This window comes from Ignatzschineria larvae DSM 13226 (assembly GCF_038500265.1).
Classification (GTDB): Bacteria; Pseudomonadota; Gammaproteobacteria; order Cardiobacteriales; family Wohlfahrtiimonadaceae; genus Ignatzschineria; species Ignatzschineria larvae.
On record NZ_CP150637.1, the window covers coordinates 698,377 to 720,315 of the forward strand.

At 40.6% G+C, this 21,939-nt stretch carries 17 protein-coding genes; 7 read left to right on the top strand and 10 right to left on the bottom strand.

Annotated elements, in window-relative coordinates:
• Positions 1-56: 56 nt before the first annotated feature.
• The 7 genes from WMO13_RS03020 to gpmI all read right to left on the bottom strand — a co-directional run bounded on the left by WMO13_RS03020 (position 57) and on the right by gpmI (position 11,220).
• Positions 57-395: an RnfH family protein gene (locus WMO13_RS03020; RefSeq protein ID WP_051396056.1), complete on the bottom strand. Its 339-nt coding sequence runs from the start codon at positions 393-395 to the stop codon at positions 57-59.
• Positions 376-819, bottom strand: coding sequence for a type II toxin-antitoxin system RatA family toxin (locus WMO13_RS03025; RefSeq protein WP_026878262.1), 444 nt, complete (start codon positions 817-819; stop codon positions 376-378). The genes WMO13_RS03020 and WMO13_RS03025 overlap by 20 nt, the downstream gene beginning before the upstream one ends.
• A gap of 194 nt (positions 820-1,013) precedes the next feature.
• Positions 1,014-2,687, bottom strand: a complete 1,674-nt coding sequence (pta, locus tag WMO13_RS03030) for a phosphate acetyltransferase (RefSeq protein ID WP_026878263.1) — start codon at positions 2,685-2,687, stop codon at positions 1,014-1,016.
• Positions 2,688-3,079: 392 nt separating this feature from the next.
• Positions 3,080-4,270: an acetate kinase gene (locus tag WMO13_RS03035; RefSeq protein WP_026878264.1), complete on the bottom strand. Its 1,191-nt coding sequence runs from the start codon at positions 4,268-4,270 to the stop codon at positions 3,080-3,082.
• A gap of 650 nt (positions 4,271-4,920) precedes the next feature.
• On the bottom strand, positions 4,921-7,752 hold the full coding sequence (gene uvrA, locus WMO13_RS03040; protein WP_026878265.1) for an excinuclease ABC subunit UvrA: 2,832 nt from the start codon (positions 7,750-7,752) through the stop codon (positions 4,921-4,923).
• Positions 7,753-7,945: 193 nt separating this feature from the next.
• On the bottom strand, positions 7,946-9,301 hold the full coding sequence (locus tag WMO13_RS03045) for a S41 family peptidase (RefSeq protein ID WP_051396057.1): 1,356 nt from the start codon (positions 9,299-9,301) through the stop codon (positions 7,946-7,948).
• A gap of 389 nt (positions 9,302-9,690) precedes the next feature.
• Entirely contained in the window at positions 9,691-11,220 is a 1,530-nt protein-coding gene (gene gpmI / locus WMO13_RS03050; RefSeq protein WP_026878266.1) for a 2,3-bisphosphoglycerate-independent phosphoglycerate mutase, read from the bottom strand.
• 374 nt (positions 11,221-11,594) lie between these two features.
• On the opposite strand from gpmI, the gene tatA reads away from it, so the two are divergent.
• From tatA to cmoB, 4 genes are all read left to right on the top strand, one after another.
• Complete coding sequence (gene tatA, locus WMO13_RS03055) at positions 11,595-11,852, top strand: Sec-independent protein translocase subunit TatA (protein ID WP_026878267.1); 258 nt, start codon at positions 11,595-11,597, stop codon at positions 11,850-11,852.
• A 236-nt stretch (positions 11,853-12,088) separates the two neighbouring features.
• Positions 12,089-12,958, top strand: coding sequence for a Sec-independent protein translocase protein TatB (gene tatB, locus WMO13_RS03060; RefSeq protein WP_051396058.1), 870 nt, complete (start codon positions 12,089-12,091; stop codon positions 12,956-12,958).
• Positions 12,959-13,275: 317 nt separating this feature from the next.
• Positions 13,276-14,007 (top strand): carboxy-S-adenosyl-L-methionine synthase CmoA, encoded by a 732-nt coding sequence (gene cmoA / locus WMO13_RS03065; RefSeq protein WP_034855219.1) that lies wholly within the window; start codon positions 13,276-13,278, stop codon positions 14,005-14,007.
• Between the two features lie 154 nt (positions 14,008-14,161).
• The gene (cmoB, locus tag WMO13_RS03070; RefSeq protein ID WP_211240384.1) at positions 14,162-15,097 is read left to right on the top strand and encodes a tRNA 5-methoxyuridine(34)/uridine 5-oxyacetic acid(34) synthase CmoB; all 936 of its coding nucleotides are present in this window, start codon (positions 14,162-14,164) and stop codon (positions 15,095-15,097) included.
• A 111-nt stretch (positions 15,098-15,208) separates the two neighbouring features.
• Here the strand turns inward: cmoB and WMO13_RS03075 are convergent, their stop codons facing one another.
• From WMO13_RS03075 to WMO13_RS03085, 3 genes are all read right to left on the bottom strand, one after another.
• Entirely contained in the window at positions 15,209-15,718 is a 510-nt protein-coding gene (locus tag WMO13_RS03075) for a hypothetical protein (protein ID WP_026878270.1), read from the bottom strand.
• Between the two features lie 96 nt (positions 15,719-15,814).
• On the bottom strand, positions 15,815-16,300 hold the full coding sequence (gene ybeY, locus WMO13_RS03080; RefSeq protein ID WP_084331405.1) for an rRNA maturation RNase YbeY: 486 nt from the start codon (positions 16,298-16,300) through the stop codon (positions 15,815-15,817).
• 347 nt (positions 16,301-16,647) lie between these two features.
• Complete coding sequence (locus WMO13_RS03085) at positions 16,648-17,655, bottom strand: PhoH family protein (RefSeq protein WP_034855188.1); 1,008 nt, start codon at positions 17,653-17,655, stop codon at positions 16,648-16,650.
• 245 nt (positions 17,656-17,900) lie between these two features.
• Between WMO13_RS03085 and WMO13_RS03090 the strand changes: the two genes are divergently transcribed.
• The 3 genes from WMO13_RS03090 to WMO13_RS03100 are packed head-to-tail and all read left to right on the top strand — an operon-like array spanning position 17,901 to position 21,871.
• Complete coding sequence (locus WMO13_RS03090) at positions 17,901-20,129, top strand: GspE/PulE family protein (RefSeq protein ID WP_051396059.1); 2,229 nt, start codon at positions 17,901-17,903, stop codon at positions 20,127-20,129.
• The gene (locus WMO13_RS03095; protein WP_026878272.1) at positions 20,122-20,850 is read left to right on the top strand and encodes a pseudouridine synthase; all 729 of its coding nucleotides are present in this window, start codon (positions 20,122-20,124) and stop codon (positions 20,848-20,850) included. Before WMO13_RS03090 ends, WMO13_RS03095 begins: the two co-directional genes overlap by 8 nt.
• A complete protein-coding gene (locus WMO13_RS03100; protein WP_026878273.1) occupies positions 20,834-21,871 on the top strand; it encodes a methyltransferase in 1,038 nt (345 codons plus the stop codon). Before WMO13_RS03095 ends, WMO13_RS03100 begins: the two co-directional genes overlap by 17 nt.
• The last annotated feature ends 68 nt before the right edge of the window (positions 21,872-21,939 follow it).

Below are 21,939 nucleotides of genomic sequence, written 5' to 3' on the forward strand. Positions count from 1 at the left end.
TTGACAATATGGCAATATAGGGATAGAGGCTGATAAATACCCGCACCTTTTTATTGCTAAGGTTCTGCTTTAGGGCGGGTACCTTTTCGCTGAAAACGGGCATCCCGAGAGGCACGAATTTGCCGGGCTTGTTTGGGATCGATAATGAGCGGTCTGTAGACTTCGATACGATCCCCATCTTTTAATAGGTAATCGTCCTCTACTTTAAGGTTAAAGATTCCCCATTGTGGGTTTTCGATCTCTTTCAGTGCGCGATGGTAGAGCGAGAAGAAAGGGAGCGCTTCTGTGAGTGTGATACCTTGTTGAAACTTCTGTTGTTCACGAGGTTGCTCATTTGGTAAAGCAAGCACGAACTCAATCGTAATAAAGAGGGGATTAGGTAAGTTCTCGACCATAACGAACCTTTGCTTGAGCGCTAAAAGCAGACACCATACTACCGGCAATATTTTCAAAAATAGGGGTGAGAATAAGGCGTGCCGGGCCAAAAGAGAAATCAAAATCGATCATAAGATGGATTTCAGACCCTCCTTCTGGAAGATCTTGAAATTTCCATTCACCTCGAAGGTGCTTAAAAGGACCATCCACTAAGTTTAGTGTAATTTTTTCATTCTCAACGAGGGTATTACGTGTCGTAAACCATTTATTGAGAGGACCTTTAGCGGTCAAAATGGATGCCTCCATCATTGTAGGTGTTGCGCTAATAATACGCGCGCCTTTACACCATGGTAAAAAGGTGGGGTAGGCATTCACATCATTCACCAATTCATACATCTGTTTGGCGGAGAACGGTTCTTTTTGTGATCGACGAATAATGGGCACAGCAATCCTCGATTAATTAAATAAATCAGAAATCAGTAGAGTGATAAAAAAGCTACTCAAATTTTGAGTAGCTTCTTATTATAACAAAAAAAGTGCGCTCAATGAGTATGATTCATGATGAATTCTTTGATTGAGCTCTATTTTGTCTAGGAATTATCCATTAGAAATCGATATTGTATCAATTCTTATGATTCCTATTGTTGATTTCCTTGTAGTGCTGTAATAGCAATTGTGTAAACAATATCATCCACTAAAGCGCCACGAGAAAGATCATTTACCGGTTTTGCTAAACCTTGCAGCATCGGACCAATACAGACGACATTCGCACTTCTCTGTACCGCTTTATAGGTAATATTACCGGTATTTAAATCAGGGAAGATAAAGACCGTTGCACGTCCCGCGACTTTGCTATTCGGTGCTTTCTGTTTTCCAACGCTTAAGACGCTTGCCGCATCAAATTGTAGAGGGCCGTCGATCATGAGATCAGGTGCTTTCTCTTGTGCAATCTTAGTCGCTTCTGCCACTTTTTCTACTTGTGGGCCAGCACCAGATGTACCTGTTGAGTAAGAGAGCATTGCAACACGAGGTTCGATATCAAAAATAGCCGCTGAACGAGCAGATTGTACGGCAATGTCCGCTAATTGTTCCGCCGTTGGTTCAGGATTAACAGCACAATCCCCGTAAACATGCACTTGATCTTTCATCAACATGAAGAAGATACTTGATACCATTTTGGAATCGGGAGCAGTACCGATTAATTGGAAGGCCGGACGAATGGTATCAGCTGTTGTATGTACAGCACCCGAAACAAGCCCATCAACATGACCTTCAGCAAGCATCATGGTACCAACTACAACGCTATCTTTCAGGGCTTCGCGCGCAGTTTCTTCAGTTGCACCTTTATGTTTTCTGCGTTCGACAAAGCCGGCAACATATTGTTCAGCAATGGTTGCAGGGTCGATAATTTCAATACCTTGCGTTGGAATAACGATATTATTCGCTTTAGCAACTTCCGCAACCGTCTCAGGATTTGCAAGCAGTACACAGCGTGCAATACCACGTTCAGCACAGATCGCTGCTGCACGTAGTGTCCGAGGCTCATCACCTTCAGGAAGGACTATGCGGCGATTCGCTTGTTGTGCGCTTTGAATGAGTTTATAACGAAATGCGGAAGGTGGCATTCTATTTGGTGATGGCTGTTTAAGTGCTTCAATGAGTTTGGTCACATTAAGTGATTGTGCGATATGGGCAACTGCAGCTTGATCATCTTTAGCAGATTCTGCTTCCGTGATAATCCCCATCAGATCAAGGCTACGGCAGAAATCTGTTTGGCAAAGATGGGTGATTTGGGTCATCGCATCGGGATTAGTGACATGATTGATGATGTAGCCTGCAAACCACACATGCGCTTGACTGTAGATATAAGCATTCAAATCAAATTGTGCGGCGACTTCTTCGGCACTATCCTCTTTTGCATTGCCGGCAAAGATAACACCCGCACAGAGGGTTCTTGCGATATCGGCGTTAAGATCATGGGTATATGGACGATCACTTTGATAGGTCAAACCTTCTACTACAACGATATCGTGAATTTTGCTCACTTCTGCCACTTTCGCAACAACATTTTCAAGTAGTTCATCGTATTGATTATGACGAATTGCATCGTTGACATCGGCTTCTAAAATAGGGGAAGGGGTTTCATCTTGAAATAGGGTTCGATAGAGTTCAGATGAATGATTATGATCGCTACCGATAGGTTTGATAAATCCCACATTCATGCCTGAGTCTTTGAGGGCTTTAACAAGCGCGAGAGAAGTGGAAGCTAAACTCTGAATTTTGCCAACAGGGGCGATAAATAATGTTTTCATGATAATGCACGACTCCTTGTAAGGGTTGTGTTGTTATATTGCATATGCATATCTATAGTAAGATCGGTTTACAACAAGCTTATTTAAATGCCGGCACATCGATTGCAAGAAGCAGGAAAGCTATTCTATCCGGCATTTTGCAAGCTTGTTTATTAAGGTTTTGTATTTTTTTAAAATCCTATGCCAGCTGTTTAAAAACCGTTTTTCTTAAACCAAATTTACGATATCTTTAAGTAATAAGTTAAGTGGAAAATAGGTGATATATAGGTGATATAATAAGATACTTATAAATTCTATACATCTATACATCTATACATCACCTAACTTATTATATTATTTTACGATATTCTGAGAGAGTACTTTGTAGATCTTTGTAGATAAATAAATCTACATTATTGCGCTTTTTTAGCAACAATCTCTAGAGTGTCCTTGACAATCATACCCTCTTCATCAGTACAAACAACCAAAGCCTTCCCAAATGATGAACTAGTCGCAATAACACCTTCTGTACCCCGTACACAATGTTCATTAGAAGGACGGCTAAAAGAGTAGCCTAAGAATGCTAGCTGATCCATGATTAACTCGCGAATATAAGAGGAGTTCTCACCAATACCGCCGGTAAAGACGATTGCATCTAATTTTTGTAATGCCGGTAAGTAAGATGCTACTGTTTTAGCAACCCGGTAAGCAAACATATCGAGTGCTAATTGACAACGCTTATCTCCCTCATTCGCTTTTAATTCTAGTGTTCGGCAATCATTAGATACGCCCGAAATTCCTAGAAGACCACTTTTGAAGTTAAGAAGGTGATCAAGCTCGTAGATGTCATAGTTGAGACGCTCAACGAGGTAAGGTACTAAACCAGGATCGATTGAACCTGAGCGAGTTCCCATCATCAATCCTTCAAGTGGCGTTAATCCCATGCTTGTATCGACAGATTTCCCCGCTTTAACCGCTGTTACAGAAGCACCATTTCCTAAGTGACAGCTGATAAGATTAATTTTATTAAGCGGAATATCGAGAATCTCTGCGGTTCTTTCTGTGATATAGCGGTGGCTACTGCCATGGAATCCATAACGACGAATATTACACTCATCATAGAGTTCATAAGGAAGCGCATAGAGATATGCCTCTTCCGGCATTGTTTGGTGAAATGCGGTATCAAATACAGCAACATGAGGAAGTGTTGGGAATACTTCTTGTGCCGCTAAAATACCAGTTAAGTTTGCTGGGTTGTGAATTGGGGCAAGAGGAGCGCAGCGTTTGATAATTTCTATAACTTCAGGCGTGATTTCGACGGATTTTTGGAAATATTCCCCGCCATGGACAACACGATGGCCAACAGCAATCACTTCATCCGCAAGGTCACGAGATTGTAAATAATCAAATACAGCTCGGAAGGCGCCTGCATGAGTACCATCTTGTAATGTTTCTGTGTTTTTTCCTTCGTGTTTGAAGGTAATAGTGGCTTCTGGCGTATTAAGTTGCTCGGCAGTACCACTAATAATTGTTTGATGATTTTTGGTTTCAATGAGGGCAAATTTAAGAGAGGAACTTCCGCAATTAATGACTAATGCATACATAGCTGTTTAACTCCTTATAGGTTTGTCTTAATGGACAATTACTTTACAATTTAAGTTAGAGTTATGAATTGAAAAATGATTTAATTTCAGTGAAAAGCGATATTACACTATTGACTGATACCATTATCGTTGTAGAGATTTTTCTCTTTATAACCTAACCGTATATGATCTTTAATACATATTCAATTAATACAAATGTTTTATATAAAAAGCTTTATTGATTACCTATTGCGATATTAAATCGGATTGATTTTATCAGTATTAATTCATTTTCGATATCAAAAAATGGCGCGAAAAATCATGTCACAAAAATTAAAATACGGATTTAATATGCCATCTCTATTTATAACACTATTTTGCGAATAAATGGATGAAATTGGATGAGAGTTTGACTTATATTGAATTTTCTTTAATTAAAATTTTATTTAGTGAGAATGAACGCTGAAATTTTTCCCTTGAGATTAATATTGTTTTTAGAATTGGGCAAAGGACTTATAAATAGAGATCATTAATGAAGCTTTAGACCTATTTTTTATGGCGTTTGCAAGGTGATGGTGAGGACTCAAAATCGGTAATTGGTAAATAGAAAAGGGAAGCCTGTAAGCCTCCCCTTAAATATCTCATTATGATAATGATGATTAATATTGTTTTTAACGGTTTTTCTCAAGTAGAAGCTTGAGGTAACGACCGGTATAGCTCGCTTTGCATTCGGCCACTTTCTCCGGCGTATCGGCAATAAGAATCTCTCCGCCTTTTGCGCCACCTTCAGGTCCAATATCAATAATCCAATCGGCCGTTTTAATGACATCGAGATTGTGTTCGATAATGATAATAGTATTGCCTTTATCGCGAAGCGTATGAATAACCTTAAGAAGTTGAGCAATATCGTGGAAGTGAAGCCCCGTTGTGGGTTCATCGAGAATATAGACTGTTTTGCCGGTATCGCGTTTAGAGAGTTCTCTTGAGAGTTTAACCCGCTGCGCTTCCCCGCCAGAGAGCGTAGTGGCATTTTGCCCAAGGGTGATATAACTCAAGCCTACTTCCATTAAGGTCTCTAAGCGGCGATGAACAACGGGAATTGCATCAAAGAAATGATACGCTTCTTCTACCGTCATATTGAGAACATCATTGATCGATTTCCCTTTGTAGAGGATATCGAGGGTTTCCCGATTATAGCGTTTTCCTTTACACTCATCACACACCACATAGACATCGGGTAAGAAGTGCATCTCCACCTTGATCACGCCGTCGCCTTGACAATTTTCACAACGACCGCCTTTCACATTAAAGCTAAAACGCCCCGGTTGATAACCACGTGCTCGTGCTTCCGGCGTGTTGGCAAAAATTTCCCGAATTGGCGTGAATAAACCTGTATAAGTGGCGGGATTTGAGCGAGGAGTTCGGCCAATCGGACTCTGATCAATATTGACAATTTTATCAATGAGATCAAGCCCTTCAATTTTCTTATAAGGTGCCACTTCTACGCTATTATTTTGATTCAAAATCCGTGCCATTGCGCTATAGAGCGTATCATTGACGAGCGTTGATTTCCCTGAACCCGATACTCCTGTTACGCAGGTTAGAAGTCCTAATGGGAATGATGCGGTAATATTTTTGAGATTATTGCCGGTTGCACCTACTAATTTGATCTGTTTTTTCGGATCATTTTTGGTTCGTTTTTCAGGAACATCAATCGTTTTGCGCCCCGAGAGATAATCGGCTGTGAGGGAATCCTTATTTTTCAGAATCTCTTTCGGTGTACCTGCAGCAACGACTTGTCCACCGTGAACTCCTGCACCGGGACCAATATCTACAATATAATCTGCTGAGAGAATCGCATCCTCATCGTGTTCAACGACAATAACGGTATTCCCCAAATCACGAAGATGAAACAACGTTTGCAATAAGCGATCATTATCCCGTTGATGGAGCCCAATTGAGGGTTCATCGAGAACATAGAGCACACCCATTAAGCCGGCCCCAATTTGGGAGGCCAAGCGAATTCGTTGCGCTTCACCGCCGGAGAGCGTTTCGGCAGAACGAGAGAGATTGAGATAATCTAAGCCCACATTCACCAGGAAGCCTAAGCGCTCTTGAATCTCTTTGAAAATCTTATCAGCAATCTCTTTTTTAGCACCTTTAAGAGAGACATTTTTTGACCAATCGAGCGCCTCTTCGATAGGAAGAGCAGTAATTTGATGAATCGCTTTATCTTCAATTAAGACATTTTTCGCAGCAGGCCCTAAGCGGCTACCTTCACAATCAGGGCAGACACGCATTGCTAAAAAGCGCGTTAAGCTCTCTCGGACAATTTGCGAATCTGTTTCGTGATAACGACGCTCAAGGTTATTTAAAATTCCTTCAAAGGGATGAATACGGATCGATTTTTGTCCGCGATTACTGATGTAATGAAATTCGATCTCTTCCTCCCCTGAACCATAAAGGAGAATTTGCTGAATTTTTTTGGGGAGCTTTTCAAACGGAGTATCCGGATCAAATTTATAATGACGCCCCAATGACTCGATCATCGAGAAGTAGTAACTTGAATTTTTATCCCAACCTCGAATAGCGCCATTTGAGAGGGGAAGAGAGGGCTCTGCTACCACACGATCAGGATCAAAATATTGATTTACGCCTAGACCATCGCACGTTGGGCAAGCGCCTTCAGGATTATTGAAAGAGAAGAGACGAGGTTCTAACTCGGCAATGGCGAAGCCACATTCCGGACAAGCATAATTGGCCGAGAAGTGAAGCAGTGCTTCCTCGCTCTTCATATCGATAATCATCGCCAGTCCCCCAGAGAGATCGAGCGCCGTTTCAAGAGATTCAGAGAGACGAACCCGAATATCATCCCGTACTTTAAAACGGTCTACCACAACATCAATATCGTGATGTTGTTTCGGATTAATGTCTGGCAATGCATCAATTTCATAAGTGGTACCATCGACACGCACGCGTAAGAAGCCTTTTGCTTTCAGTTCTTCAAAGAGTTTGAGATGCTCCCCTTTACGGTTGCGAACGATCGGCGAGACAAGCATTAGACGAAGCTCATCGGATAAGCCCATTGTCATATCCACCATTTGTGGAATGGTCTGCGCATTTAAAGGGAGATGATGTGTAGGGCAATGTGGTGTTCCGATTCGAGCAAAAAGTAGGCGCAGATAATCGTAAATCTCCGTCACCGTTCCAACCGTTGAGCGAGGATTGTGAGAAGTCGATTTCTGTTCGATCGAAATCGCCGGCGATAACCCTGAGATATGATCGACATCGGGTTTTCCCATAACTGACAAGAATTGTCGAGCATAGGAGGAGAGCGATTCCACATAGCGCCTTTGTCCCTCGGCATAGAGCGTATCGAATGCGAGAGAGGATTTCCCCGAGCCTGATAAACCGGTAATAACCACCAGTTTATTACGAGGGAGCGTTAAGTCGATTGCTTTAAGATTGTGCGTGCGCGCACCTTGAATTGTAATATCTTCCATAATGCCTTCAACAAAAGAAGAGGAACGGCTGTTCCTCTAGTAAGAGATTATTTTCCTATAGCACAATATGGAGATAATTGGTAAAAAATCAAGGTATTCCTTTAAGATATCGTGGTTTTCTACAGTACGCAACGATGATCAAATCCCCCTAAAGATATGCGCTAATGGCGCGCTCCTCGCTATTTAGTTGCGGCTACTTCGGTGCGGATACTTCCTCTTTTGTTGTGAAAGCCTTTTCTGTTTGAGCTGGTAGGGCATTCATCGCTCGAAGCATATTGAGCGCTTCATAGAGATAGTAGTCACCTTGTTGAATGAGTGGCGAGAAATCAACAGAGGGAGTGATCCTTTCAGGGCTTGTATTTTGAAGATGACCTTTCTGATTGACCTCTCGAGAGGCTTTCGCAGGTTCAATATTACCTTTAATCACAGGGATCAGAATATCAGGTGTAATTCCATTGTTTTGGATTGAGCGACCGGTTGGCGTATAGTAACGAGCCGAAGTGTAACGAATTGCGCCGCCACTGACTAATGGTTTGATAATCTGAATTGAACCTTTACCGAAGCTATTTTCCCCTACAATTAGCGCGCGTTTATGATCTTGTAGTGCTCCGGCAACAATTTCAGCACTAGAGGCCGATTGCGCATTAATTAAGACAATTAACGGAATATTAGGGAATATTTGAGTGTTTTTAGCACTGTAACGATTCTTAAAATCATCGGATTGACCATCGGTATAAGTAATCAATCCCTCATCAAGAAAGAGGTCTGCTGTCTCAATAGCCGCGGAAAGTAATCCACCAGGATTGTTACGAAGATCAAGCACAATGCCTTTAATGGTTGAGTGCTCTGATTTTGCTTCTGCTTCTAATTGATCAAGTGCCTTGATAATCTCTTGATCGCTCCCATTTTGAAAGTGATCTAAGCGCAGATAGGCAAATTCTTTATTATATAGTTTTGCAATGGAGAGGCTTGGTGTTGGGACATTGGCGCGTATTAATTTGATGTTAAGTGGCTCTTTCGCTCGAATAATATCGAGAATGACTTCTGTGCCAATCGGGCCTTGAATTTTAGCGCTATATTGGTTGGGGTCAATCTCTGAAATAGGTGTTTGATCAATGGCGACAATTTGATCGCCCACTTTAAGTCCTGATTTTTGGGCGGGGCTTTGATCAAAGATCTTATTAATGGTCAATACTTTGTTATCAGCATTATAAGAGAGTTCTACGCCAATGCCGGCAAAAGCACCGGAAGTCCGATTTTTGATCGCTTGATACTCCTCTTGGGTGTAATATTTTGAGTGAGGATCAAGCGCCATTAGCCCATTAATCGCATTCGTAATGAGTTTCTCATCTGTGACTGGCTCTACATAATTATGTTTGAGATGGTCAAAGATTTCAGTAAAGAGATAGAGATCTTTGGGGGGGACTTTCTCTTGGCCATCTGCTGTGAGATTGGCTGCATTGATTTGATCAGATGTTATCTCTGCTACGCTAAGAGAAGATACGGAAAGGGTGAGAAGAATAAGCGTGTGCAATAATTTTTTTTGCATAATTAATGGTAGATTCCTTGAAGATTCGTTGCATGTTCACAGTTTAATTATGAGTGATATCAATAATAGTTACTGTTATATAGGATTTATCATTTATATCAATATTTATTATTGATATTAATGTTAATATTGATATTGATATTCTATATTTTTTTATCTATTTAGTTCAAAATATTTACAAAGAAAAGCAAGGATATCTGGTAAGGTAGGGAAAACTAACATGAATGGTGATTGAGATGAGTGAATTGATATGATCATAGTGAAGACTCTCTTCTTTTATCTTGAAACAGAAAAAAGGCCACCAATAATTTAAATGGGGCCTTTCGATACAGTTAACGATATCTTTAAAGATATGTAATTATGCTATTAAAATAGTCGTTAGATGATCATTACTGAAAATGGATCAAGTTTTTACCGGTCATCTCTGCAGGTTGTTTCTCATCTAATAGATAAAGAATGGTTGGTGCAAGATCACAGAGTGCACCATCTGGCTCAAGCGTTGCCCGGCGACCGACATAAATCAGTGGTACCGGCGTTGTGGTATGCGCTGTATGGGGTTGATTATTTTTATCATCCCAGTTTTTCTCGGCATTACCGTGATCGGCTGTGACGAGCATCTCACCGCCCACTTTTTTCACCGCTTCATACACTTTACCTAAGCCATCATCAACCGTTTCAATGGCTTTTACAATCGCTTCAAATACGCCAGTATGACCTACCATATCAGGGTTTGCGTAGTTACAGATGATCACATCAAATTTTTCAGACTCGATCGCTTCCACTAATTTTGCAGTCACTTCCGGTGCACTCATCTCAGGCTGTAGATCATAAGTCGCTACTTTCGGAGAGTTCACTAGAATCCGTTCTTCGCCTTTGAATACATGTTCTTCACCGCCATTGAAGAAGAATGTAACGTGAGGATATTTCTCCGTTTCAGCAATACGAAGTTGGGTATAGCCTCTATTTGAGAGTACTTCACCTAAGCCATTTTTAAGCTCAATAGGTGGATATGCAATCTCAGTGGGTAACTCTGCTTTATATTCGGTTAATGAGACAAAGTGAGAGAGTTTAGGACGATATTGTAGTTTAAAGCCATCAAAATCATCTTCAACAAACGGATAGCTGATCTCACGAGCCCGGTCAGCTCTGAAGTTCATAAAGATGACCGCATCCCCATCTTCCATTTCGACAGGCTCGCCAATCACTGTAGCTTTCACAAACTCATCATTTTCACCACGTTCATAAGCCGCTTTTAAGCCTGCTTGCGCGTTATCTGCTTGGAATTCACCAATTCCTTGTGATACAAGATTGTAAGCTTTTTCAACACGTTCCCAACGATTATCCCGATCCATTGCATAGTAACGACCAATCATCGTGGCAATACGACCTTTGCCTAATTTGGCAAAAAGCGCATCCGCTTTCTCAAGAGAAGGTGCGGCCGATTGTGGTGGCATATCTCGGCCATCTAAGAATGCGTGGAGATAGATTTTATTTAAGCCTTTTTTCGCGGCGAGTTCCATCAATGCAAAGATATGCTTTTCATCAGAGTGAACACCGCCGGGAGAGAGTAGGCCAAAGATATGGAGTGCCTTATCATTCGCAAGAAGATCATCCATCGTTTGATTAAAAATCGGATTATCGTTGAAAGCGCCTGAACGAACATCTTTGGTAATCCGGGTAAAGTCTTGATTAACAACACGACCTGCACCGATATTCATATGACCTACTTCAGAGTTCCCCATCTGTCCATCAGGAAGACCGACCGCTTCTCCAGAAGTTTTGATCAGTGTTACCGCACCGATTTCCCGCAAATGATCCCAGTTAGGTGTTTTTGCAGATGCAACAGCATTATTTTCTAATTCTTGGCGAAAGCCCCAGCCATCTAAAATACATAGGACAATTGGTTTTGGTATAGCCATCTTAAACTCCTTCTGTTTAGGGTGTTTTCTCATATTCAGAGATGATTCATATTTATAGGATGTTTGATATGATTACTGCTATTCAAGATGTTATAGATGTTATTTAAGAGTATCTTTTAAAAATATCTATTTGTGAATCTTTCTCATTATACCGAAAAAGTCGAGGAAAGGGCACTCTTCTAATGCTCTGATTATTGCTATACCTCAATTTTAAGGGATAGATAGGCATCATGAGGGTACTGAAATTGATCTATCGCGCATTAGACAAGAAAAAACAGCGCATATTGAAATTAGGGCTACATAAATCCAATGTTTTAGAGTATCATTAGGACAATTATTTCAATGAGCATTCACTCTAAGAGGAGATGTAAATTATGGGTTCATTTAGTATTTGGCATTGGGCGATTCTTTTAGTAGTCGTGCTTTTAGTATTCGGTACTGCAAAATTAAAAAATGCAGGGAAAGATTTAGGTTCTGCGGTGAAAGGCTTCAAAGATGCCGTAAAAGATGGCGAGAAAGAAGCGAAAGAGAACGCGGAGCCTCAAAATCTTGAGAACAAACAACAAGAGACAACCGCAGCGCCTAAAGATAGCACTGTAGTTGATGAGCAAAAAAATAGTCGCGTAGATTAAATTGAGCGCTTGAAGATGCTTTGCGATCACGCTGATCTCATCACGTCATTTTTAATGACTTAATAGGATCAAAGTTAGTTGCAATGGCGTTGCATAGGCTTAGTATGCTTAAATAAGATGAATATAGATATTACCTCTATTAGCTTTGAAGGGTTAATCGAGGTAATTCTCATTTTACGTCAATAATTTTATTTCTATACAGTGGAAATTGGATAAGGTGGGTAGGGTAGATACTTATGTTTGGGATTAGTAGTAGCGAGTTTCTGATTATCCTTGTCATTGCCTTAATTGTCATTGGCCCACAAAAATTACCGGAAATGATTCGAACAGTCGGAAAATGGGTCGGTAAAATTCAACACTTTACTAATAGTGTCAAAAATGAATTAACCAATGAATTTGAGTTAAATGAGATCAAAAAATCGATTGAAGAGCTAAAGCAGAGTTCGGAGTTACAAAAACTCAAAGAGGAGCTTGAGAGTACCAAGAAAGGGGTTACGCAATCACTTCGCTCATTTGAATCATCTATGAATGAAACAGAAGAGAAGGTGAAAGAGGAGCAGAAAAAGCTCGAAGCTTATCTGCAAGTTGAGGGGGAAATTCCAGGACATCCCGCTTCTACAAATGAACCCGGACAAAATGAACCCGCACAAATTGCAAGTTCAACGTCAGCCAATGCAAAATTGAATTCTTCTAGTCATGCGAGCGCTTCTAATACAGCTTCAGGGACACATCACGATGATGAAGCGGCTTTTGATATTGCCTTTGATGACGCTTTTCTGAAAGGCGAAGCTGAGTTTATTACAGATCATGAGGAAGATGAACATCTTTTAACAGCACCGCCTCAGAATTACGCAGCGCGCGTTGAAGTGGACCGCGTTGAAGTAGATCAAGCTGCTCTGCAAAACGGAAGTGCTTCCACTGTATATAGCGCACCTGATTCATTTCGGCAGTTATTACAGCGCCGGCAAGCAGAAATTGCGGCAATGCAAGATGCGCAAGTGGCACAACAATTTGCCCTGTTGTCTGCTAAAAATAGTCGGCAACTTCTGAGTGATGATGAGCTAAAGCGCCGATTAACCTTGCGGCAAATGGAATTAAATCGTTAATTGGTAGAATCAGCAATCAGATTGTAAATAGATTCTAAATAAATTGTCATTGAATGCTCGATATAGGAGATCCCCTTGTCGAGCTTTTTTATGAGAAATATTGGGAGAAGGTTTATAATGCCGGCTTGCAATTGATAAATTGCAAAATGATCTATTCGATAGATCAAAGCAAGCAAAGAAATCAATCAGAGATAAATCAGAGATAAATACGAGTTAACTAGGCATTCAATAAATATTCAGTAAGGATACGTTGTGAAAGAGGATATATTGTGAAAGATCGGTCAATAGAGTATCTATTTGCGCAATCAGAACCGGATATGATTTTCGCAGAGAAGCGAGATCCCGGTAAGTTTAGTTTCAATGAAGAGGTTGTGAAGGTCTTTCCTGATATGATTCGCCGATCAGCCCCGGGATATACCTCTATTGTGGAGAATATCGGTCATTTAGCGCCACTATTTGCTCAAGAGAATAGCAAAATTTATGATCTCGGAAGTTCACTCGGTGCTGTCTCGATGGTGCTTCGTAGCAGTATTCAAGTTCCGAATGTCTCTATTGTTGCTATTGATCAATCAGAAGCGATGGTCGCTAAATCTCGGGAATACTTGAAAGCGCAAGAGATGATGATTGAATCATTATTACCGATTGAAGTGGTGCAAGCAGATATTACAGCGTTTCCCTATGAGATGGCTTCTATTTTTACGCTGAATTTTACGTTGCAATTTATCCCTCGGGAATCGCGCCTTGATCTGCTGCAAAAGTTGTATAATCATCTATTACCGGGGGGCGTACTCTTCCTTTCTGAAAAATTGCGCTTTGCGGATGATGAACAACACGAGTTTTTGAATCATTTGCATATGCAATTTAAGCGGGCACAAGGTTATTCTGAGTTAGAGATTGCCCAAAAACGGGAGTCCCTAGAGGATGTGATGAAGATTGATACTTTTGAAGAGCATAGAGCCCGTTTATTAGAAGCGGGATTTGATCAAGTCTATCTTTGGTTTCAGTCACTCAATTTTGCCTCAATGATTGCGATTAAATCAGCAAAATAGCACTTATCACAACAACAGTGAAATAGAAGAATTCCGAAATAGAATAGCGAAATAGAATAGAGATAATTGAAAAAGAGTAAGGTATCAATTGAATATGACACAATGGGATAACGGCATAACGAAGATGGAAGAGATGATCTATCTACCTGCATTAATGGATTATTTTAAGGATCAGCGAGCATTTAAGGAATGGACAAATCAATTGCCTGATTTTTTAGCAGATCGACTTCGTAAAAAACATGGTGATAGCCCACGTTGGGAACATGCATTATTAGATATGCCGGAGATTAAAGATCTTACAGCGGATCTTAAAAATGGGGTAATTTTAACGGGTAAAGCGGATTCACTACAGCTGAAAGATGCACTGAAGCGACTCATGCCTTGGCGGAAAGGCCCTTTTCAACTCAATGATATCTTGATTGATACTGAGTGGCGTTCTGATTTTAAGTGGAATCGTGTGAGTCAGCATATTGATGTGACAAACAAAAACATTCTCGATGTCGGTTGTGGGAATGGTTATTATGGTTATCGAATGTTAGGTGCAGGTGCCAAAAGCGTGGTTGGGATCGATCCGAATTGGCTCTTTCTCTATCAATTTCTATCTATTCGAAATTATATGCCGCAAGTGCCTATTTGGCAGTTGCCGATGACTTTAGAAGAGATGCCGACTTCATTGGAAGCCTTTGATATGGTTTTCTCAATGGGGGTATTCTATCATCGTCGTTCGCCGATTGATCATCTCTATCAACTCAAAGATGTGATTCGTTCTGGTGGTGAATTGGTATTAGAAACCATAGTGATTGATGGTGATGAGAGGGCGGTATTAATGCCGAAAGATCGCTATGCTCAGATGCGTAATGTTTGGTATCTGCCCTCGGTTGCAGCCTTAAAACTTTGGCTTGAGCGAGCAGGTTTTATCGATATCGAGTGTGTGGATCTCTCAAAAACAACTATCGAGGAGCAGAGAACTACAGAATGGATGGATTACCTTTCATTGCCTGACTTCTTAGATCCCCGGGATCAGAATAAAACGATAGAAGGTTATCCCGCACCTCAACGAGCGGTCATGGTAGCCAGAAAACCGAAATAGATATCACTATTTATTCAATCATTTTTTCAGAAAACAACGTCATAAAAAATGCCAATCGACTACCGGTTGGCATTGTTATTTAAGATTGTTATTTGAGGACTTTAATATCCCCTAACCTTGTGGCATTTGTGCTGTAATCTCAAGAAGCGTTTGAATAAAATCTTTGAGTAGAAAGGCGATACCGAAATAGATCCAGGCAGTCACAATGAGTGTTATAAATCCTGTTTTATTGTGACTGTAGCCTTTAAAAAGACCAATACCTACAGTCGTGAACGCTGCTGCATTGAGGAAGCTAAAGAGGTAGAATCCCACTTGGAAAAGCTTCGGTCCTCGAATATCGAGTAGGCTGACGACTTCATAACGGAGCCAAATAGTGCCGAAATAGGTGATAGCGAGAAAAATGAGCGCAATAATCAGTGCAACAATGGCCATTGGACGTAAATGTGGACGTTCTTTATAGAGTGCGCCGGCAGTAAAAAGCATAAAGATTGAGATCAGCGAAACAGGCACCGTTGTAGTTAAGCGTGCAAAAAGTAGGTTAAAAATCAATAGACCAATCCAAGCGATAATGAAGATAGTTCGTGGTTTGGGCGCTTGCTTATTTTGGATATCGGAACTCATAAAACAACCTTTAAAATGAATAGGATGAATGAAATCTAAATAGTAGATAAATCGAGTAGAGTATTACTATAACACAGGTTATTTTAAGGAGAGTGTCTAGAGTGATTCATCTATTTGATAAGGATTAGCAATCCCTAATTGTGCCAAAATCTCTATCTCAAGGGCTTCCATCTCTTGCGCTTCCTCATCGGTTATATGATCAAAGCCCAATAAGTGTAATGTTCCATGAATGGTCATATGGGTAAGATGTGACTCAATTGATTTACCTTGTTCAGCAGCTTCCGCTTCGATGACCGGCATTGCAATGATGATATCGCCTAATGTGGGAATTTCATCCGCAAGAAAATCAGGGACTTCGAAAGGGAAAGAGAGCACATTAGTAGGTCTATCTTTGCCTCGATATTCTCGATTAAGCGCCTGTATCTCTTCATTATCCGTAAAGCGAATAGTCACTTCCGCTTCCTTTTCAAAGCCGGCAATAGAGAGGGCTAGGTTGACCCAGGTTGCGATTTTTTCATCGGAGGGAAGGGAGGTTTCAATATTTCTTTGACAATCGATAGTTAAAAGTGAAAGATCACGCATAGTAATAATACTCATATTGGATTGTAATGTAATAGGATGATAGCGTAATAGGGTTAATTACGATTAAATAGATATCTGATAGCCGATATTTAAGCTACTTAGAATATCTTAAAATAAAATATAGTAATTTTGGTTTAAGAAAAAGGGTTTTTAGGCATCTATCAGGGAATTTAAAAAAGCATAAAACCTAACTAACCAACGCTTGCAAGATGCCGGATAGAACCGATTTCTCGCCTCGATCAGCCGATGTGCCGGCATTTAAATAGTTTATTTTGAAGCGATAAGATGATCGTTTGGCAATCATCTTATCGCTTCATATGATCAATGCGTTTGCTATTTGTAGTCTTTTATTGAACAGACTCTCGCTCAATACGCCGCGCTTCTTCTCGTTTCTCTTTAGCAATGCGTTCTGCTTCATCTGCTTTCTCATAAGCATCAATAATCTTCGCAACCATCGGATGACGCACGACATCGGCAGAAGAGAAGTGGCTAATAGAGATTCCCTCAACATTGTTTAAGATCTCAAGTGCGTGTTTTAAACCTGACTTAACGTGACGTGGTAGATCCACTTGCGAAGCATCGCCGGTAATGACCGCTGTGGAACCAAAACCGATACGGGTTAAGAACATTTTCATCTGTTCAATAGTTGTATTTTGCGCTTCATCAAGAATGATATAGGCATCATTGAGTGTTCGACCCCGCATAAAAGCAAGTGGTGCGATCTCAATTGTATGGCGTTCGATCAGCTTATTGACTGTTTCAAAGCCAAGCATCTCATAGAGTGCATCATAGAGCGGTCGAAGATACGGATCGATCTTTTCCGTCAAATCGCCAGGGAGAAAGCCGAGTTTTTCACCTGCTTCAACCGCCGGACGTACAAGGATGATTCGGCGTGCCTCATCTTTTTGTAGCGCTTCTACTGCCGCTGCAACGGCTAGAAACGTTTTACCGGTACCCGCAGGGCCAATACCGAAGTTGATATCATTTTGTCCCATATTGTAGAGATACGCTTTCTGTGCTGGTGTGCGTCCACGAATAAGGCCGGCTTTAGTTTTAATCACTTGATCTTGAACCGTTTGCTCTACCTCTTGAAACTCAGGACCAAGCTCTTGAATGACAAGATGAACATCATTGGGTTCAAGCCATTTTTCATCTGTTTGCCGATAGAGCTCTTCTAAAATTGCGCGGGCGTTTGTAATATCCGTATGGTTTCCCACAATTTGAAATAATGCACCACGATTATTGATATCGACCATGGTTCGCTTTTCGATAAGTCGCAAATGCTCATCTAAATTACCGCAAAGATTAGAGAGGCGTTCGTTGTCATCATCAAAAGAGAGTGTGATTTTACTCATTCGGTTTTTTATAATCCTTATATAGATAGTTTATATAGAGAACGATAGTTCTAATTTATCTATGAAATTTTCACAAAAGAGAACAGGGAGACAATGTAAGAATAATGTAAAAATAACATAAAAATAGTGTTATAACTCTACATTATGAACAGAAGAGACTCAAGAAGTAGTGTTATAATAGCTACAATTTTGGGATAAAAGTATTAAAAACAAGGTTTATAACGAAATAAAATGAAGGGGTCACTGTGAAACTCGAAGAAAATCAACTCATTCAAGCATTGATTGCCTTAAAATGGATCTCGAAAGAGGCGATTCCATTGTTGTCGGCTAAAATGTACGAAAATGAAAAATCGGTTGTAGGCAAATTACGGGCTCACGGTCTATCGAGTGGCGCTATTTTGGAAGGTGCGATGTTTGCAAACATTAATGCCGAATATCCGTTATTAGTGGTAGATTTAGCTTGTCTTAATTTAGCACAAGTGATTACGATTGGTACGCCTCTTACCGTTTCGCAGATGAATGATTATTTTCTAGCGCCGATCGGCATGATCGAAGGGCGATTGAAAATTGCGGTCGCAGATATCGAAACAGTGACCCTGTTAAAGAGAATACATTTTCCGGCACCGGTAGATTATTGGCTCGCTGACAGTCAGCAAATTCAAATTTTAATTGCTCAAATTGCCGGTATGCGTGAACTAGCCGAAAAAGCAGAGACAGAGGTTAAAGCAAAAGAAGCGAAAGAGCGCGAAATTCAATCATCGGTGGAAAATAAGAATAATTTTATTGATCAGGATAATGTCGATAACAATCTTATTGAGGATACTAAGGAAAATGCTACTGAAGATGATATTACTGTCGTAGATTCCCTGGAAGAATATCTTGTCGAAGAAAACAACCATGTTGAAACGAATCTTATAGTAGATGACTATCGTAATGAATATGACCGGCAAGAGATCGAGGAAATTACCGAGAAAATAGCATTACCAATTGATGATGGCTACTCGGTTGAGATTGATGCATTGGCGGATGACTACCCAATAGGTGATGAAGAAGATCCAGGAAAAGAGGCTAGAGATTTTAGCGATCAGTGTGCCGATGAAGATCTAATATCGGGGATAACAGTAACATCAACGAAGATAGCACCAACTACTGAAGAATACGCAGTAGAAAATGCCGGCCTCATAGAATCAAACATTGATTCAACAGTGAAAGATGACAGCCTTGGATCTAGCAGCTTTAATCCTAATGTTAGCGTCATAAATACGAAGCCGATGGATCTAAGTCCAGAAGAATCGGCGGAGCTTGCTAGCGATGATCTGGTGGGCTATCTCAATTTTGTGTTATTAGATGCAGTTACACAAAAAGCCTCTGATATCCATTTTGAACCTTATGAATCTCATTATCGCATTCGTTTTCGTATTGATGGATTATTACAAGAAGCCTATCAAGTGCCGGAGAAGTATCGTGAGCGCATTGCCTCTCGATTAAAAGTCATGGCTGAGCTTGATATTGCAGAAAAGCGTCTACCACAAGATGGTCATTTAACCATTCAATTAGATGAAGATGATGCGACTGGTGAATCAGTTGATGCGCGTATTTCGGTGATCCCGACAATTTGGGGGGAGAAGGTTGTACTACGTCTGCTCGATAGTAATGAAGTCGCGTTAACTTTGAATCAATTAGGGTTATCAAATCACGATCGACAAGTCGTTCAAGCTGCGATTGAACGATCACAAGGCTTGATTTTGGTGACAGGGCCTACGGGCTCTGGTAAAACGGTGACACTCTATGCGGCGCTGAATGCACTCAATCAGGCGAGTCGGAATATTGCAACGATAGAAGATCCGGTAGAAATTAATCTTGAAGGCATTAATCAATTGCAGATTCATCCAGAAATCGGTTTAGATTTTGCCGAAGCATTACGGGCTTTTTTACGACAAGATCCCGATGTTGTCATGGTAGGAGAGATTCGAGACTATAAGACTGCAGATATTGTGGTGAAAGCAGCACAAACAGGGCATTTAGTTCTCTCTACACTTCATACTAACTCTGCCATTGAAACACTCAATCGCCTTAAAAATATGAGGATTGAGCTTTACAATATTGCATCGACGGTAAAGCTCATTATCGCTCAGCGTTTGGTGCGAACCCTTTGTCATTGCAAAGAGGAGGATATTGTAGATTCTCATTATTTGGAATCATTAGGCTTTACTCCAAAGCAAGCGGCAAGTCGTTTCTTTAGAGCGAAAGGGTGTTCTGAATGTCGAGATGGTTATAAAGGACGCCGGGCTATTTTTGAAGTGATGCCCATTTCAAAACGAATGGAAGCTTTGATTTTAGAAGATGCCGGTACTATTGAGATTCAAAGACAAGCAGAACGGGAAGGTATTAAAACATTACGACAAGCTGGTATTGAGATGGTTTTAGAAGGCGTTACTTCCTTAGAAGAGGTTTTACGGGTCACACATGACTGATTATCGACTAGATCAATTTTTACAAAAAACAGCAGGCGTCTCTCGCAAAGAAGCAGGAAAAATTATCCGGGGCCGTTGGGTGACGGTCAATGGTGAGACGGTTACTGCACGAGATTATAAAGTATCCGTAACAGATAAAATCTATCTTGATGATGAATTATTAATTCATAATAATGAGTATCGCTATTTTGTCCTTTATAAGCCGGCGGGGTACGTTTCAAGTCATCGTCACGATGGTCATCTTTCGCTCTTTACATTATTAGATGAGCCGATTGAAGACCTTCATATCGCCGGGCGATTAGATGCAGACACTACAGGATTAGTACTGATTACGAATGATGGTGCTTGGTCGCATGCAGTCACACATCCTAAGGGGAATCAAGCACTCGACAAGGTGAAAAAGGTTTATGATGTGGAATTAGCTGCACCCATTACCGCAGAGATGATCCAAGCTTTAGAGACAGGCGTGATGCTCAATGGTGAAACAACAATCACGAAGCCAGCGGAAGTGATCATGATCGATACTCTACATATCCAATTGATTTTAATAGAAGGGCGCTATCATCAAGTCAAAAGAATGTTGGCGGCGGTAGGGAATCGTGTAGAGAAGTTACATCGGGCAGCCATTGGTAATATTACATTAGAAGGTTTAGCGGTCGGAGAGTATCGAGCGTTAACGATAGAAGAGAGAGAAGGATTAATAAATGGCAGAAGCAAGTAGTGCATTATTTCAGAATCAATCCCTAATGAGTGAAGGAAAGGGGTTATTGATTGCCGATGAGAGCTTTGTAATTGAGAGTGCTGTTGTGCGGGATAATATCCAATATATGACCAATCGCAAAGATATTGCTAATCAATTAGATGCAATGGGTTTTGCCGGCAATTTAAGTGATTTTATTTTGGAAGAAGTGGCAGATGAGAGTCTTGATTTTGTTCTATTTCGATTGAATAAATCTAAGGTTTTAACTTTCTATCTATTAGAACAGATCGCGCGTATTTTAAAAGCAGGTGGACATCTGATCTTAACAGGGCACAATCAAGAAGGGATTAAGAGTGTTATTAAGCATGCTTCTGCAATGGGGGAGATGGAACTGACGCTTGTCGGCAAAGGAGTGCGTTATGCCGATATTACGAAATGTGCCGGTGCAACCTTGGAATTAGGGGGATTTGAGTATCGAGAGCTATTAGTACTTGAGGATTTTGAGCAATCTCTCGATTTTGTGAGTAAACCGGGAATCTATGGTTATAAAAAAATCGATGAGGGTAGTCGTTTTTTAGTAGAAACACTTTCCGAAATAGATGAGAGTATTAAAGGAAAAGTACTCGATTTAGGCTGTGGGTATGGTTACCTTGCGGGTTCACTCGGGGATCATCCTGATGTCACTGAATTAGTGGCAACCGATTGTAATGTGCCAGCCGTTGTATTGTGTGAATATAATTTGAAGCAATTAGATATTGCGGCGACGGTAACGCTCGATGATTGTGGTTCAATGTTAGAAGATCGTACTTTTGATCGTATTATCTGTAATCCGCCCTTTCATCAGGGATTTGGTACTTCTCAACCTTTAACAGAAAAATTTGTACAAAATTGTAAGCGATTATTACGCCGTAAAGGTATTGCTTATCTTGTCGTGAATAAATTTATTGCGATCGAAAAGATCTGTTCAGAACAATCGGTTCGCTGTCAGCAAATAGCTAGTAATAATCAATTTAAAATTATGCAGTTAGAACGATTTAAATAATCAGTGTTTATTGATCTATTGCAGATCGCACTGCAGGAAATAAAGAATATAAAAAATCCCAACAATGA

What these genes read in the sequence shown, in the direction of transcription:
- WMO13_RS03020 (WP_051396056.1), bottom strand. Translation starts at nt 395, where the DNA reads ATGGTCGAGAACTTACCTAATCCCCTCTTTATTACGATTGAGTTCGTG.
- pta (WP_026878263.1), bottom strand. Translation starts at nt 2,687, where the DNA reads ATGAAAACATTATTTATCGCCCCTGTTGGCAAAATTCAGAGTTTAGCT.
- WMO13_RS03035 (WP_026878264.1), bottom strand. Translation starts at nt 4,270, where the DNA reads ATGTATGCATTAGTCATTAATTGCGGAAGTTCCTCTCTTAAATTTGCC.
- uvrA (WP_026878265.1), bottom strand. Translation starts at nt 7,752, where the DNA reads ATGGAAGATATTACAATTCAAGGTGCGCGCACGCACAATCTTAAAGCA.
- WMO13_RS03045 (WP_051396057.1), bottom strand. Translation starts at nt 9,301, where the DNA reads ATGCAAAAAAAATTATTGCACACGCTTATTCTTCTCACCCTTTCCGTA.
- gpmI (WP_026878266.1), bottom strand. Translation starts at nt 11,220, where the DNA reads ATGGCTATACCAAAACCAATTGTCCTATGTATTTTAGATGGCTGGGGC.
- tatA (WP_026878267.1), top strand. Translation starts at nt 11,595, where the DNA reads ATGGGTTCATTTAGTATTTGGCATTGGGCGATTCTTTTAGTAGTCGTG.
- tatB (WP_051396058.1), top strand. Translation starts at nt 12,089, where the DNA reads ATGTTTGGGATTAGTAGTAGCGAGTTTCTGATTATCCTTGTCATTGCC.
- cmoA (WP_034855219.1), top strand. Translation starts at nt 13,276, where the DNA reads ATGATTTTCGCAGAGAAGCGAGATCCCGGTAAGTTTAGTTTCAATGAA.
- cmoB (WP_211240384.1), top strand. Translation starts at nt 14,162, where the DNA reads ATGGATTATTTTAAGGATCAGCGAGCATTTAAGGAATGGACAAATCAA.
- WMO13_RS03075 (WP_026878270.1), bottom strand. Translation starts at nt 15,718, where the DNA reads ATGAGTTCCGATATCCAAAATAAGCAAGCGCCCAAACCACGAACTATC.
- ybeY (WP_084331405.1), bottom strand. Translation starts at nt 16,300, where the DNA reads ATGCGTGATCTTTCACTTTTAACTATCGATTGTCAAAGAAATATTGAA.
- WMO13_RS03085 (WP_034855188.1), bottom strand. Translation starts at nt 17,655, where the DNA reads ATGAGTAAAATCACACTCTCTTTTGATGATGACAACGAACGCCTCTCT.
- WMO13_RS03095 (WP_026878272.1), top strand. Translation starts at nt 20,122, where the DNA reads ATGACTGATTATCGACTAGATCAATTTTTACAAAAAACAGCAGGCGTC.
- WMO13_RS03100 (WP_026878273.1), top strand. Translation starts at nt 20,834, where the DNA reads ATGGCAGAAGCAAGTAGTGCATTATTTCAGAATCAATCCCTAATGAGT.